Raw genomic sequence first — 13,454 nt, 5'->3', positions numbered from 1 at the left:
CAGGGCGCTTTCCACTCAAGTCAATACGCTCAGGAAAGCCTCGTTCAATTTCCTGTCGTGGTAGAAGATTCCGCGGCCCACTTCTTCCCAGCTCCACGTGATGGGCGGCATATCCGGGTACCACTGATAACCTCCTGCGAAGGTTTCAAGGCGGTTGCCAGATGGATCGAAGAAATAGATCGTGGTGCCTTGAGTAATGCCGTGGCGCGTGGGGCCAATGTCTATTGATACGCGGTTGCGGCTAAGGATGTCAGCGGCCCGCAGTACCTGCTCCCAACTCTCCATCATGAAACTCACATGGTGAAGTTTGGCATCTTCCGAGTGCCGCACCATGGCCAGATCATGTGCCTTGGTGCTGCAAGTGAGCCATGTGCCTAGATCGGTATTCCCGTCTTCGAGCTTCACGCGCTCCACCAGGCTGAAACCCAGAATTTCAGTGAACAGCTTCAGATTGCCGTCAATGTCTCCCCCATAGATCAACGCGTGATCCATGCGTACCGGGCGGATGCCTGGGCCGTCGATCACATCTACGTCGGGATCGTTGTAGCCGCAAATGCTGCCTACGCATGTTTTCTCGGCAAACAATTCGATGGTGTGGCCCGTGGGAATCTGAAAGCGTACGCGTTCTCCAGTTTCGAGCATCTCGCCTGCGGGCATGCGCTCGGTTTTGACGCCAGCCGCTTGCAGTTTTTGGTCAAGTTCTTCCAAAGTGCTCTTGTCACTCACCTTGAAGCCAAAGAAGTCCATCCCGGCGTGATCGGCTTGGCGCAACACAATGCTGTTGTGATCGTGTTCCTGCCGGCATTTGAAATATACGCGGCCGGAGCTATCACGCCCGGTTTCCATGAACCCCATTACTTGGGTGTAAAACTGAACGGATTCCTCCATATCCAGAACGCGAATCTGTGCGTGACCTGGACGCAAAACACCTGTCATTGCCATTTCAAAATCTCCTTTAGTTTTCTTCAGGTTGAGCGCAGGGGGGAATCGTCTGCCGGCTCAACCAGCCTGCAGACGTTCTTTTTCATTTGTCCAAGCACCAAGATCCGTAGATCACTGGTGGGCTTGATCCGGCACGAGAGCGCACGGCCAGCAGCTTCCTCAGCTGCACTGACGTGCTCACGGCTCATCACGCGCCGCGTGTATTGACCTTCAATCACCTGCACCTTGCAAACACCGCAACCACCGTTTCGGCAGCCCACAGGAATGCCCTTTCTCCCCAGCGCTTCCATGCCTTCAAGCACCGAGCGATACCCAGCACACCGATAGCTTTCGCCGGTCTCCATCAAAGTGATCGTGTAGGCACCCAAACTCATCTCACCCACCCACACCACCCACCGCGACCCGCCCCCCAGCCCCCCAGCCCCAGTTCCAACTCGAACGGCTGCGGAGCAAGCCACACGAGAACCACCGTGGAGCGGGCTTTGCCCGGCCGCCAGTGGTGTCCCCCTTAGGGGGAAGGCGCGTGAGCGACTCAGGGGGAATCTCAGCTCCACCGCGGAGCGGGCGTTGCCCGGCCGCCGGTGGTGTCCCCCTCGGAGGAAGGCGCGTGAGCGAGCAACCACCCAAACAACCTACCGCGACCCGCCACCCCAGCCTCAGTTCCAACTCGAACGGCTGCGGAGCAAGCCACAAGAGAACCACCGCGGAGCGGGCTTTGCCCGGCCGCCAGTGGTGTCCCCCTTGGGGGAAGGCGCGTGAGCGACTCAGGGGGCGTCTCATATTTTTTTGAACAAAGGACTGCGCACCTGCTGAGCATCAGCAGCCGATATGAACTTCTCGGTATAAATGTCGCGCTCAAAAAGGCGACCTTGCATCAAGGTGCTGATGCAGGCGTCAATCATGAGCGGTGGACCGCAAAGATAGGCTTTGTGACCCCGGAAGTCGTTCCTGAAATGAGCCTTGGCGGCCTCGTGCACGAATCCTCTCGCACCCGGCCAACCGGCATCATCCGAGGAGAGTGCGGCCACGTAGCTGAAATTGCTGTGCTTGCTGGCAAGGTCCGTGAACTCTTCGTGGTGATAGAGCTCTTCAGAGCTGCGCGCTCCGTTAATGAGAGCAATAGGTTTTTCGCAACCGCTCTCCAGCAGATCCAGGATCATCGAACGAGGGCTGGAAAGGCCTGAGCCACCGGCCAGGAAGATGTATCCCAACTCATCCTTTTTGTGTGCCGATTCCCGCACAAAGAAGCGGCCATACGGCCCTGATAACTTGACTTCCTCACCACTGCTCAGTTGTTGGTGAACCCATGCCGTGCCTTTGCCGCCTGGCACAAGGCGGATATTGAGCTCAATCTCCGACGCTTGCGCAGGGGCACTCGCGATCGAGAAAGCGCGGGGTGCACTCTCCCCAGGGACGTGCAGATTGATGTACTGACCAGCCTGGAAATCCATGGGCCTGTCCAACTCAATCCACACGCCTTTGATGGTAGGCGTGAGGTCTTCGATGCGCGAAACCGTACCTTGGTAGTCCTGAACCGGAAGGAATCTTGCGTCTGGCTCCTCATCTATTTCGGCTTCTATGGTGGTGTCGGATAACAAGGTAGCGCAACAGGCCAGGCATTGGCCTTCGTCGCGTTCGTAGTCCATCAGAGCGAAGGTGCTTGCTTCGCCGTGATCGATTTCTCCGTCCGTCACGTTGACTTTGCAAGTGGCGCACAGGCCATGGCAACAGGCGTGAGGAATGTAGATGCCCGCGCGGAGCGCTGCATCGAGGATGGTTTGACCATCTTCGATGTCCAGCACCTGGCCCAGGGGTTCGATGGTGAGTTGGTAGCTCAAGCTGCTCCTCCGGGGTAGTTGCTCAGTGAGCGGAGCCCTTCAGGCCGGTCAAGCCCGGCGTGCGAAAGCGGATGACATCTTTGTGTCCCAAGCCGTTTTCAGCCAAAGTCTTTTCCATGTCTGGGGCCCAGGGTTGGCCAGACTTGAACCACTCGGCCTTGTCCCAGTCGATGTTGGCGAAATCAGGGTGGGCACCAAAAAATCCTGGGAACGCGCCGCGGCACATGTCCGCGAACTTCAGCGTGGGTGGCAGTGGCACGGCAAAGGGCGCGCAAAACATCTTGTGATCTTCCCAAGAGAAGAACAGCAGAGGGGCGGGGAATTTCTCGACACCGTCTTTTTGCGGAAACTCATACTTGCCGATGGAGGCGATGGTCATACTGGTTCTCCTTCCAATCAGTTGCCGGTGGCTTGTTCGCGCCACTTGTCAAAGTTTTTCTTGTCGGTCGAGTCTGCGTAGTCGAGGTTGTCTTCTCCCCAGGTCATCCGATACCAACGAAGCACTTCAGCCAAGGGGTTGAAGTCAGGTTGCGTGGGGTCAGCGTCGGGGCAGAAGCAATTGCCCTGATAGATTTGCTGCACGGGGAGCCAGCTCTGGCTGTACTTTTCCGGCTCATAGTCAAAGATGTCTTTACAGCCGTCTGAGCAGAAGTGGTATTTCTGGCCTCGCCAGTCGCTTTCGCGAAATGCGATCTTGGTGGGATCGTCAGGTTCGGTGAAGAACATGGGAATCTGGCAGGTCTGGCACAACATGGGTAAGGTGCCGTTGTAGAAGCGCCTGCCTTCCTTCTGCTCCTCAGAGAAGTGCTCCCAAAGAGGGCGGTAGTGCTGATCGAAAGTGTCGGGGTACTTTTCGCTTAGCCATTTCATTTCGCTCTCGCTGGGGGCCCATGTATGAAATGGGGCGGCGGCGCCGTAGTTGTAGAACACGTTCCACGCCTGGTGGCTGAGGTGGTCTTTTTCCTTGCATGCCTGCTCCCATCCCTTAGGTGGGCGCAAGCCGTAGCGGGCCAGATCGGCGAACAGGGCACCACCGTTCTCTTCGGCGTAAACCTCCCATGCCTCCTTCCAGCTCATCACGCGCTTGGGCAGCATGTAGTCCATCATCATGGCCACCAAGGTCAGCACGCGATACCCACGCCAGAACCATTTGTCGATCCAGCGTTGCACGATGGGCAGGTTGTCCGGGTCTTGCTCGAGAATGAACTTGATCATCTCCAGCCCCAAGGTCATATGGCGCGACTCATCGGACTGCGCCGAGAAGCCAAATGCCATGGCCCCCATATCGCCGTTGTAGGCCGCTCCACTGATGAAAGGCACGAACAACAGGTTGGTCAGCACGTATTCGAACGCGAACCCGATGGCGATCATGAACTCGAACGGGCCCGAACTAACGGCGTCGTCGAAGAATGATTTGGGCACGCTGAGATACCACACGCGGTCATGCTGATGGCGCCAGTGCTGGAAGCCGTTGTAGTGTTTGTTGTAGTTTGAAAGTGAGTGGAGCTGGGTTTGCGCGTGGCGCATTTCATCCAGGCTCTGCATAAGGCAGGCCACGCGCGGGCCAGCGCCTGCGAGCTGCCGGCCCACATGAGCGAAGCCTCTGTGCGCCATGTACTCGAGTGGGCTCACGCCCGTGAGGAAGAGTTTCAGTGCATTGATGTAGCGTGCATCGGTGACGCCCAGATGGCCATTGTTCTGCGTGAACGCGTCCATGATGGCGTAGAGCTTGCGCTCTTTCTCTGCCTGGTATTTCCAGTAGGCATCCATCGTCATGCGGAACGGATCCTCGAACTTGTCCCAGTCATGAATCTTGATTCCCTCGTACTCTGTATACGGGAATACGTCATTCACGGCCTGGTAGGTAGGCGTCCAGGCCAAATCTCTTGTCATCAGGTTGTAGCGGTCTTTCAGACTCAGCTTCTTGTTGACTTTCATGTCCATGTTTGTCTCCTTTGATCTGTTGTTACGTACGGGGGCGGGCGATCAGCTGTTCCAACTGAGGGTGAACTCGTCGTCCGTCTCGTCGATGTAGCCAGACAGGGTGATCAGGTTGACCTGCATCTCCTGCAGGTCGAACTCACGCCCCAGCTCTTCTTCGATGGTGCTTTTTCGGATGACCATGCTGCGGGGCACGTCGATCTTCACCATGGCAGGTTGTTCATTGACGATGGCCCCAGGGTTGTCCGCCACGATGGCGTTCACAATGGCGCGCGTTTCTTCGTTGCGTTGGAAGGCGATAAATACGTTGGACACAGGCACTCCTGTTCAAGCGTTTGGGAATGGATATCGGAGGCGGCAGGGTTTATGTCAAAGCCGGCAAGCCGGCCTTGACCATGCGCGAATCGAGTGCTGAGGCAACGCGCTCCAGCGCAGCGCTTCCCCCGTCTCCCAGGCCCAATCTGGCGACAGGCTCCAGCGCTTCGAGCGAGCGAGTGCGCCAATGGGCGTACCACTGCAATAACTGGGTCTTGTTTTCAGGGTTCTCCGCTGCTGCTGTTTTGACAACCGCATCTACCCATTTGCAGGTGTCCTGGAACCACTCGGCCTGAAAGCGGGTGAGCATGGCCACTGCCGGGCCTGCTCGTTCAATAAGCGCGTTGTCGACTTCCTTGTAGGCCAGCGCGAAGAGCAAACCATCGAGTACGACGTTTTGCGCCACATAGAGTTCGAACCAATCTTTCATGACCAAGGTGTCTTCCACCAGGCGCCGCAGGCCTTGCCATGCTGGAGCTTCCATCCAGGCATGTTTGGCCGCTTCCAGATCGCCTGGTTGCCCAAGGAGTAGACCAAGGCGAGTGAGGTATTGCGCAATGCCTAGTTGGTCCATCGCTGCGTAGAGGCAGGGCTGGGTGATGGCAGTGCCATACCCATAGGCGCACTGGGAGGCGCCGTTCAGGTTGGCGCCCCAAGCCACATGACGAAGCGGTACGTAAAAGTCGAGCGCAGTGCGGCGTGCGGTGTCATCGTATTGGTCCGCCAGGCCGCGTGTTTCAACGAATTCGAAATCAGCCTCGGCGGTTTCCTGCATGCGAGCGCGTGCTTGCGTGTAGGTGCCGTAGTAGAGCTGGCGCGGGTCTTTCAACGCGTACCAATCCGCCATGGTGATCTTGGTGCGCGTGGGATCAAAGATCTCGTGCTCAGGATCCCAGGTAGGGCGGTAGTGAAAGTTCGCGTTGGCCTGGACATCCATCGTGCCTTCCAGGTAGCGCGAGGCCGCCTTGTCTGCACCCAGGCGCTCGGCAATGTTGGCGTAGGTTTGCCGCAGGGGCGTGATGCTGACAGTTCTAAGATCGATTTGCATGAAACGATGTCTCCTTTTTGGTTTTGATGACGGTGCCGGTTCGGCGGGGCAAGGCCCTCAGAATCTGCTCAAGGCGCGTGGCGGAAATGCTGATCTCGCGCTTCGCGCAAGCTCCAATCCCATTCGTGCTCAGCGGTGCCAGCCGCGTTCTCTGGCAGCGGCCATTCCGTGGGCGTCACTTGCTGGTCTTTGCAGAATTGCTCAAACTGCGCCTTGGGCAACACCAATTCCACAAACAGTTGCGGCTCGCCCAAGGCGAACTCGAGCTCAACCATTCCATCGGCTCGCGCTTTGATCAGGCGGATGAATCGGTGGTTGGGGTTGAATGGAAGGGATTCGGTCATGGTGGTTTGATTCCTTGCCCAAGACAGCTGCATGGCCCGTGCCACATGGGGCGAGAAATGGTGAAATATCGATAAATCTAGGGAAAACCATGAGGGTGTCAGTGCTTTTGAGTGTGATGCTCTAGGAAAGCTCACTATCCTGCGGAGTGATTTCTGTTTCAAATTCATGATTTGAAGCAAAGCTGTTACCCGTATTTCATGATTTGATGAAGTTCCGCGATTGATCAGTGCGCTATTCCGCCTTAAGTAAAAATATCGATAAAAATATGACTGCCCCACAATTGCCCAGCGATCGCGATTTGCGCCGGTTGGTCCAGTTTTCAAGCGGCGACGGCCGTATCTGGCTGGCCGGACAGCGCATGGTGTTGGTACACGCTGCAGCGCTGAGCTCACTCCGGAGCGAGCTGATCAACACGATTGGTCCCATTGCCACGCGGCGGTTGTTGCTGCGTGCGGGGTTCGCCGCTGGCGAACAAGATGCCGCTCTGGCACGCCAGATCCGCCCGGGTCGTCCCTTGCAGGAGATGTTTGCGGTGGGGCCTCAGCTACACATGCTGGAAGGATCAGTTCAGGTGACCCCGGAGTTGCTCAACCTCGATCCTGAAGCCGGCAGCTTCCATGGGATTTTTCGCTGGGATCACTCTTGGGAGGTGGAAACCCACGTGCGCGATTTCGGTCCTCAAGCCGAGCCCGTATGCTGGATGTTGTTGGGGTATGCCTCCGGGTACACCAGCGCCTTCATGGGTCGCCCTATTCTCTATAAGGAGGTCGCGTGTGAAGCCTGCGGCGCGGCGAGTTGCCGCATAGAAGGGCGTCCGGTCGCTGAATGGCCTGATGGTGAACAGCTCTCGCGTGATTACGATGCAGACTCCATGCTGCTCAAGCTGGAAAACCTGGCATCAGAAGTGCAGTCACTGCGCAGCACCCTGCAGGCGGCAGATGATCTTGGACCACTGGTCGGCCATTCGCGTGCCTTCAATGTGGCGCTGGATTTGCTTCGCAAAGCTGCTGCCACCAACGTCACGGTGCTGCTCACTGGCGAGACGGGGGTTGGCAAGGAGCGCTTTGCGCGCGGCTTGCACGCCATGAGTTCCCGTAAGGACAAACCATTCATCGCGGTGAATTGCGCCGCGTTGCCAGGTGATCTCATTGAATCGGAGCTCTTCGGTGCCGAGAAAGGGGCCTACACCGGCTCCGCTGCCAGCCGGCCAGGTCGGTTCGAACGCGCTGATGGTGGTACTTTGTTTCTGGACGAATTGGGTGAATTACCGCTTTCAGCACAGGCGAAACTACTGCGTGTATTGCAAGATGGGGCGGTGGAGCGCTTGGGCGCTACGCAGGCGCGCAAGGTCAACGTACGAATAGTGGCAGCCACCAACCTCGATTTGGCAGCGGCCGTAAAAAGTGGGCGCTTCCGTCAAGACCTGATGTACCGCATAGATGTCTATCCCATCCTTATCCCGGCACTGCGAGAGCGCCCGGACGACATCGAACCATTGGCATTGCATCTTCTGCAACGCTTCACGAGTCTGCATGAGAAAACCGTTCCCGGTTTTACTGACCGAGCGCTGGATGCTCTGAGACACCACGACTGGCCTGGCAACGTACGCGAGCTTGAAAACCTGGTGGAGCGCGGCGTGATCCTGGCAGGTGCCGGCGAGATGGTAGATGCGTGCCATCTGTTCCCGTCGTTGCCAAGTCGCAGTGAGATGACCGTGAACCAGGCAGGTCGGCTGGAGCGGAGCGCTGACGGCCCGGCTGCTACTGTTGCGCGAGAGGCGCTTGTCCGAGGGATCAGTCTGGAGGATCTGGAGTCGGAGTTGATCCAGGCGGCTATGCAGGCCAGCGAGGGCAACCTCTCTGCGGCTGCGCGGATGTTGGGACTGACTCGGCCGCAGATGAGCTACAGGTTGGAGCGCATCAAAGCCAGGGATGTTGACTCGGTAGGATAGGGCTTCCGGGAGGTGCTTGAGCAAGGCGCGATGGCGTGAGGCGTGACGGCAGGCGACAGGCGACAGGCGACGGGCGACGGGCGACGGGCGGCGGTTGGATTCTCACTCCCTCTCCCGCGTGCGGGAGAGGGGGTCAGATCAGATGGCCGCGGAGCAGGCCATGCGGGAGTAACCGCGGAGCTGGCTTTGCCAGGCCGCTGGTTGCGTCCCCCTGGGGGGAAGGCGCGATAGCGCCTAAGGGGGGATCTCAACCTCCAGGCCGTTGGCTGCGTCCTCTGGGGGAAGGCGCGATAGCGACTCAGGGGGATCCAAAAGCCTTTCAGGGGGTTAAAAACTGCTCCAGCATGCCCGCTAAGACCTGCGGCTGATCATGATGCAGCATATGGCCCGCATCCTGAATCTTTTTCCGTTGCAGCTTGGGCACATGCACGATGCGTTCGTCGAATTCGGCTTGGGTGTACTTGCCTCTCCACGCGTCCTTCAAGCTGCCCTCGGTGGCTTCCACCATCAAGACAGGTGCGGTGATTCGTTTGTACAGGGCGATCATTTCCTCCACGCGGAAAAGCTGCGCGGTGGGAATTCGGTGCGCGCCATCGCCCAAGATTTCCCAGCGCGTGCTGCCATCGGCCTGGGGGCGCGGCTCGGACCAGTAGCCAGCCAGCCAGTCGGCTTTGTCTTGCGGCAGCCGATGGTTGGTTTTCATCAGTCTGGCCGCTACGCCGCTTTCATTCTCGTAGCTTCTGAGCATGTCCTTGCCCGCGTGCAAATTCTTGATCTCGTCAATCCATTTTCCATAGCGCGCCGGGGCTTGATCGGGTTGAGTGCCCGGCATACCAAAGCCTTCGAGGTTCACCAGCCGCCGGATACGGGTTGGGCGCACGCCGCTATACATCATGGCGACGTTGCCACCCATGCTGTGGCCTACCAGATCTACAGGTTGATCCCCCACGTAATGATCAAGAAGCATCTCCAGATCGCCCAGATATTCTGGAAACTCGTAATGATCTGTGGCCGGGCCGGTGGATTGGCCAAAACCTCGCCAATCAGGGGCGATGATCATGCGCCCAGCAAAAAACTCTGGCGAAAGTGCATCAATCATGAACTGATACGACGCGGCTACATCCATCCAGCCGTGCACCAGCACGAGAGGGGGCAGGGCGCTTTTTTGGCCTGGGGAGGAGTCACCCCACAGCCGTACGTGATAGCGATGAAACCGGATCGGAATGAACTCGCTGCGGGAGGGGCGCATGACTTGGTACATTGGCCCCATTATCCAAATTTGGAAAAGAACACGTTCTACGCGTTACGATTCCGCCAAAGTTTGAACTTCGTCTCATCAAATGCAAACCATAAACCTTGGGCGCAGTGATCTGCGCGTTACACCCATCTGTCTTGGCACCATGACCTTCGGCCAACAGGTGGATGAAGCCACTTCACATGCCATCATGGACCGCGCCCTTGAGCGCGGTGTCAATTTTTTGGATACGGCCGAGATGTATCCCGTGCCGCCGAGCGAGCCCACTTATGGACGGACTGAAACCTTCATTGGTAACTGGCTTAAGGCCCGCCCGGGCCTCCGGGAGAAAATCGTGTTGGCCAGCAAAGTGGCCGGCCCCTCGCGCGGCATGCCTTGGGTCCGTGAGGGACAGGGCCTGACTGCAGCAGATATTGAAGCCTCATGCCATGCCAGCCTGAAGCGCCTCCAAACCGACGTGATCGATCTCTATCAGATTCACTGGCCTGAGCGCCAGGTGCCTGCGTTCGGCAATCTTTATTACGATCCTTCGCGTGAAAGATCGGTGACTTCCATCGGCGAGCAATTGGAAGCTCTGGGCAAGTTGGTCAAGAGCGGAAAAGTGCGCGCCATTGGCCTTTCCAACGAAACGCCCTATGGCGTCCATGAATTCGTGCGGTTGGCTGAACAGCATGGTCTGCCACGTGTGGCGACCGTGCAGAACCCTTATTGCTTGATTGCACGGGGCTACGATAACGGGCTCGACGAAACCTGCCACCGGCTGGAGGTCGGCTTGCTGGCCTATTCGCCACTGGGCTTTGGTTTGCTCACAGGTAAATACGACGCCACTGGCATTCATTCAGCCGACGCTCCAGTAGGCCGCATGAGCCTGTTCGAGCGCATGAAGAGCCAGCGCTGGGGCCTGCCGGCGTCGCTGGAGGCCGCACGCCGCTATAACCAATTGGCGCGCGATCATGGCTTGACACCCTCACAGATGGCGCTCGCTTTCTGCTACCGCTCCTGGCGGGTGGCCAGCACCATCATCGGCGTGACGACGATGGCGCAGCTGGAAGAGGATTTGAACGCGTGGGATACCCAACTCTCGCCTGAAGTACTGGCCGCTATAGACGCCATCCGTCTGGAAATGCGCGATCCAGCGCAGTAGTCCCCTATGAGCAAACGAGGCCACGTCAGTGAAACGCCAGCTACCGCGCTGCTGCGCGCGCAAGCCGTGGCGTTCACGGAGCATCCTTATGAGTACCTGGAACACGGCGGCGCCGAGCACAGTGCCGAAGTCCTGGGGTTTGATCCGTTCACCGTGGTCAAGACACTGATCATGCAAGACCAGGATGCCAAGCCACTCATCGTGCTCATGCACGGCAATCGCAAGGTGTCCACCAAGAATCTGGCGCGCCAGATTGGCGCCAAATCGGTAGAACCCTGCCAGCCGGATGTGGCCAACCGCCACAGCGGCTACCTCGTGGGGGGCACTTCGCCGTTTGGAACTCGGCGTGCCATGCCTGTATATATCGAAGAAAGCATTCTGGCGCTGCCCCGTATTGCTATCAACGGCGGCCGGCGTGGTTACCTGATAGGCATTGATCCACAGGTGTGCTTGCAGTTGCTGGAGGCCAAGCCGGTTCAGTGCGCGATCGACTTGTAGGTATTATTGGCTCAGGTCTATTTCTGTAACTTTTGGAAGAATTCGAAACCGTGCAAATACTTTGGCCTTTGCTCGCGGCTCTGCTTGCCTACCTGATTGGCTCGCTCAGCTTCGCCGTCATCGTCAGCCGAATCATGGGGCTGAAGGATCCGCGCAGTTACGGTAGCAAGAACCCGGGCGCCACCAACGTGCTGCGCTCCGGTTCCAAGGCTGCGGCCATCGTCACCTTGCTACTCGATGCCGCCAAAGGATGGTTGCCGGTGATGCTGGTCAAATGGTTTGGCGCGGCCTACGGTTTGGGGGAGGGTACACAAGCCTTGGTGGGTGCCGCCGCCTTTCTGGGGCATCTGTACCCGGTTTTCTTCGGTTTTGCCGGTGGCAAAGGCGTTGCCACTGCGGCAGGTGTTCTTTTGGCCTTTGAGCCTCTGCTGGGGGCGGCCACGCTGGCTACCTGGCTCATCATCGCGTTCTTCTTCCGCTATTCATCCCTCGCCTCCATGGTGGCTGCGGTGTTCGCCCCCGCGTACTACTTGCTGGGCGATGGTGTGGGCTGGTATTCGGCAGGTGCCAAGACATTGGCGATGGCCGTGATGGGGGTCTTCTTGATCTATCGCCACCGCGAAAACATCAATCGCCTGATGGCTGGAACCGAATCAAAATTGGGAAAAAAAGGTAAAAAATGAGTGAACTGAAGCGCATTGGTATGGGCACACGCTTTTCAGAGGCGGCCATTTTCAATGGCGTCGTCTATTTGGCCGGCATGGTGCCTGAAAACGGCGCCACTGATATTCGTGGCCAGACGGCAGACGTGCTGGCGCAGGTCGATCAGCATCTGGCCAGTTGCGGTAGTGACAAAACCCGCATATTGCGCACACAGATTTTCCTCACAGACATTGCCGATATTGACGTGATGAATGAGGTCTGGGATGCCTGGGTGGCGCCAGGCAATGCACCTCCGCGGGCCACGGTTCAGGCGCCGCTGGCCAATCCTGCCTGGAAAATAGAGATAGTCGTGACCGCCGCTCAAGGCTGAGTGGAAGCCGCACCAGGAGTTCATTCTTACCTCCTGGTGCTGTCATGAACATGTTCCTAGCGCCTGCTGAGGATCATTTGATCTGCGTCGCGCCTCATGTTGAAGCGATTCAAAAAGCTATTGCCCAGCAACACCACGGGCATGGACATGGGTGTGATGATGGCTTCTACGTCGTAGGCGGTGACATCACCCACCCGCACGCTGTGTAGCTTGATGCGCCAGCCTTCGGTGACACCGTTTGCGGTGCCCATGCGGACCACAGTGCCGGATTTGTAGTCCAGATTCAACCTATCTGCTTCGGCTCGGCCCAGCGCCACCGTTGAAGCGCCTGTATCCACCATAAACTTCACGGGCCGGTTGTTGATGCTGCCCAGGGTAAGAAAGTGCCCCCTGCTGTCCGCGGTCAGGCTGATGTGGTCGCCTCCAAGACTTGGCGCAGCGCCCCGTACATTGCCGGGAGCCTCGCCCACACGCAAGGTTTGCTTCTTTCCATCGATGGTGATCACGGCTTGATCGCCGCTGGTGGAGAGTACGCGCACGTTGCCAATCGCGTCTCCAGGCGCCACGCTACGAGGGTTCCCTCCATCGATGATCAGCAAGGCTCGATTGCCCAGCATGCCCTGCAGCGAAACTGACGTTTGTGCGAGGGCACTGGCACCCTGCAATAAAACGACCATCGATGTCCAGGAGGCCCAGCGATGAAGACTCCTTGGCTTCATGTGTTCGACTGAAACTGCTCGAACACCTGCTGACCCGTCAGTTTCTGTGTGTCGTTGCGCAGTGCATAGTAGGCTGGCTGCTCGTCTACAAAGATCTCGTTGGTGAGCTGAAACTCCCGGTCCTGAAACAGCCCGGCCGGCAGGATGTAATCATTGGCTGGCAAGAGGTGATAGAACAAGTGGGTTCCACATGTGGGACAGAAGCCTCGCTCTGCCCATTCAGACGAACGGTAACGCACTGGCGCGGGACCGCTGAATTCCACTTGCGCACCGCAGTGAACAGCAAACATGGGGCCACCTGACCAACGCCGGCAATTGGTGCAATGGCACAGGCCCACCTCCTGCTGATCCTGGGCTACGACCTCAATGCTGCCGCAAAGACACTTACCTTTCATACGCTCCTCCGAATCGGTGTTTGGAGTCCT

Annotated in this window: 16 protein-coding genes; 5 read left to right on the top strand and 11 right to left on the bottom strand. The window is 57.9% G+C overall.

The window, feature by feature from the left end; all coding sequences use genetic code 11:
• Positions 1-15 precede the first annotated feature (15 nt).
• The 8 genes from G518_RS0101960 to G518_RS0101925 form a co-directional block, all read right to left on the bottom strand.
• The gene (locus G518_RS0101960; protein ID WP_028601084.1) at positions 16-942 is read right to left on the bottom strand and encodes a catechol 2,3-dioxygenase; all 927 of its coding nucleotides are present in this window, start codon (positions 940-942) and stop codon (positions 16-18) included.
• A 23-nt stretch (positions 943-965) separates the two neighbouring features.
• Positions 966-1,316 carry a 2Fe-2S iron-sulfur cluster-binding protein gene (locus G518_RS0101955; RefSeq protein ID WP_036593390.1) on the bottom strand — a complete coding sequence of 117 codons (351 nt, stop codon included), beginning with the start codon at positions 1,314-1,316 and terminating at the stop codon, positions 966-968.
• A gap of 402 nt (positions 1,317-1,718) precedes the next feature.
• Positions 1,719-2,780, bottom strand: a complete 1,062-nt coding sequence (locus G518_RS0101950) for an NADH:ubiquinone reductase (Na(+)-transporting) subunit F (protein ID WP_028601082.1) — start codon at positions 2,778-2,780, stop codon at positions 1,719-1,721.
• 22 nt (positions 2,781-2,802) lie between these two features.
• Positions 2,803-3,159 carry a phenol hydroxylase subunit P4 gene (locus tag G518_RS0101945; RefSeq protein WP_028601081.1) on the bottom strand — a complete coding sequence of 119 codons (357 nt, stop codon included), beginning with the start codon at positions 3,157-3,159 and terminating at the stop codon, positions 2,803-2,805.
• Positions 3,160-3,176: 17 nt separating this feature from the next.
• Positions 3,177-4,724, bottom strand: coding sequence for an aromatic/alkene/methane monooxygenase hydroxylase/oxygenase subunit alpha (locus tag G518_RS0101940; RefSeq protein WP_028601080.1), 1,548 nt, complete (start codon positions 4,722-4,724; stop codon positions 3,177-3,179).
• A 42-nt stretch (positions 4,725-4,766) separates the two neighbouring features.
• Complete coding sequence (locus tag G518_RS0101935; protein ID WP_028601079.1) at positions 4,767-5,036, bottom strand: MmoB/DmpM family protein; 270 nt, start codon at positions 5,034-5,036, stop codon at positions 4,767-4,769.
• A 49-nt stretch (positions 5,037-5,085) separates the two neighbouring features.
• The gene (locus G518_RS0101930) at positions 5,086-6,084 is read right to left on the bottom strand and encodes an aromatic/alkene monooxygenase hydroxylase subunit beta (protein ID WP_028601078.1); all 999 of its coding nucleotides are present in this window, start codon (positions 6,082-6,084) and stop codon (positions 5,086-5,088) included.
• 68 nt (positions 6,085-6,152) lie between these two features.
• Entirely contained in the window at positions 6,153-6,428 is a 276-nt protein-coding gene (locus tag G518_RS0101925) for a phenol hydroxylase subunit (RefSeq protein ID WP_028601077.1), read from the bottom strand.
• A gap of 266 nt (positions 6,429-6,694) precedes the next feature.
• Here G518_RS0101925 and G518_RS0101920 point away from each other — a divergent pair, with 266 nt between their 5' ends.
• Positions 6,695-8,380: a sigma-54-dependent Fis family transcriptional regulator gene (locus G518_RS0101920; protein WP_028601076.1), complete on the top strand. Its 1,686-nt coding sequence runs from the start codon at positions 6,695-6,697 to the stop codon at positions 8,378-8,380.
• A gap of 319 nt (positions 8,381-8,699) precedes the next feature.
• Here G518_RS0101920 and G518_RS0101915 read toward each other — a convergent pair whose 3' ends face one another.
• Positions 8,700-9,641, bottom strand: a complete 942-nt coding sequence (locus G518_RS0101915) for an alpha/beta fold hydrolase (protein WP_028601075.1) — start codon at positions 9,639-9,641, stop codon at positions 8,700-8,702.
• Positions 9,642-9,720: 79 nt separating this feature from the next.
• Between G518_RS0101915 and G518_RS0101910 the strand changes: the two genes are divergently transcribed.
• Genes G518_RS0101910 through G518_RS0101895 form a run of 4 tightly spaced genes read left to right on the top strand, consistent with a single transcriptional unit; the run spans position 9,721 to position 12,310 of the window.
• The gene (locus tag G518_RS0101910; RefSeq protein WP_028601074.1) at positions 9,721-10,779 is read left to right on the top strand and encodes an aldo/keto reductase; all 1,059 of its coding nucleotides are present in this window, start codon (positions 9,721-9,723) and stop codon (positions 10,777-10,779) included.
• A 6-nt stretch (positions 10,780-10,785) separates the two neighbouring features.
• Entirely contained in the window at positions 10,786-11,277 is a 492-nt protein-coding gene (locus G518_RS0101905; protein WP_028601073.1) for an aminoacyl-tRNA deacylase, read from the top strand.
• Positions 11,278-11,327: 50 nt separating this feature from the next.
• Complete coding sequence (plsY, locus tag G518_RS0101900; RefSeq protein WP_051235965.1) at positions 11,328-11,960, top strand: glycerol-3-phosphate 1-O-acyltransferase PlsY; 633 nt, start codon at positions 11,328-11,330, stop codon at positions 11,958-11,960.
• On the top strand, positions 11,957-12,310 hold the full coding sequence (locus G518_RS0101895; protein ID WP_028601071.1) for a RidA family protein: 354 nt from the start codon (positions 11,957-11,959) through the stop codon (positions 12,308-12,310). The genes plsY and G518_RS0101895 overlap by 4 nt, the downstream gene beginning before the upstream one ends.
• Before the next feature lie 56 nt (positions 12,311-12,366).
• Here the strand turns inward: G518_RS0101895 and G518_RS0101890 are convergent, their stop codons facing one another.
• Positions 12,367-13,029, bottom strand: a complete 663-nt coding sequence (locus tag G518_RS0101890) for a retropepsin-like aspartic protease family protein (RefSeq protein ID WP_028601070.1) — start codon at positions 13,027-13,029, stop codon at positions 12,367-12,369.
• A complete protein-coding gene (locus G518_RS0101885; RefSeq protein WP_028601069.1) occupies positions 13,026-13,424 on the bottom strand; it encodes a GFA family protein in 399 nt (132 codons plus the stop codon). The genes G518_RS0101890 and G518_RS0101885 overlap by 4 nt, the downstream gene beginning before the upstream one ends.
• Between the last annotated feature and the right edge of the window lie 30 nt (positions 13,425-13,454).

This window comes from Ottowia thiooxydans DSM 14619 (genome assembly GCF_000422885.1).
GTDB lineage: Bacteria > Pseudomonadota > Gammaproteobacteria > Burkholderiales > Burkholderiaceae_C > Ottowia > Ottowia thiooxydans.
The sequence above is the reverse complement of the archived record's forward strand: the minus strand, read 5'-3'. Positions and strand labels throughout refer to the sequence as shown.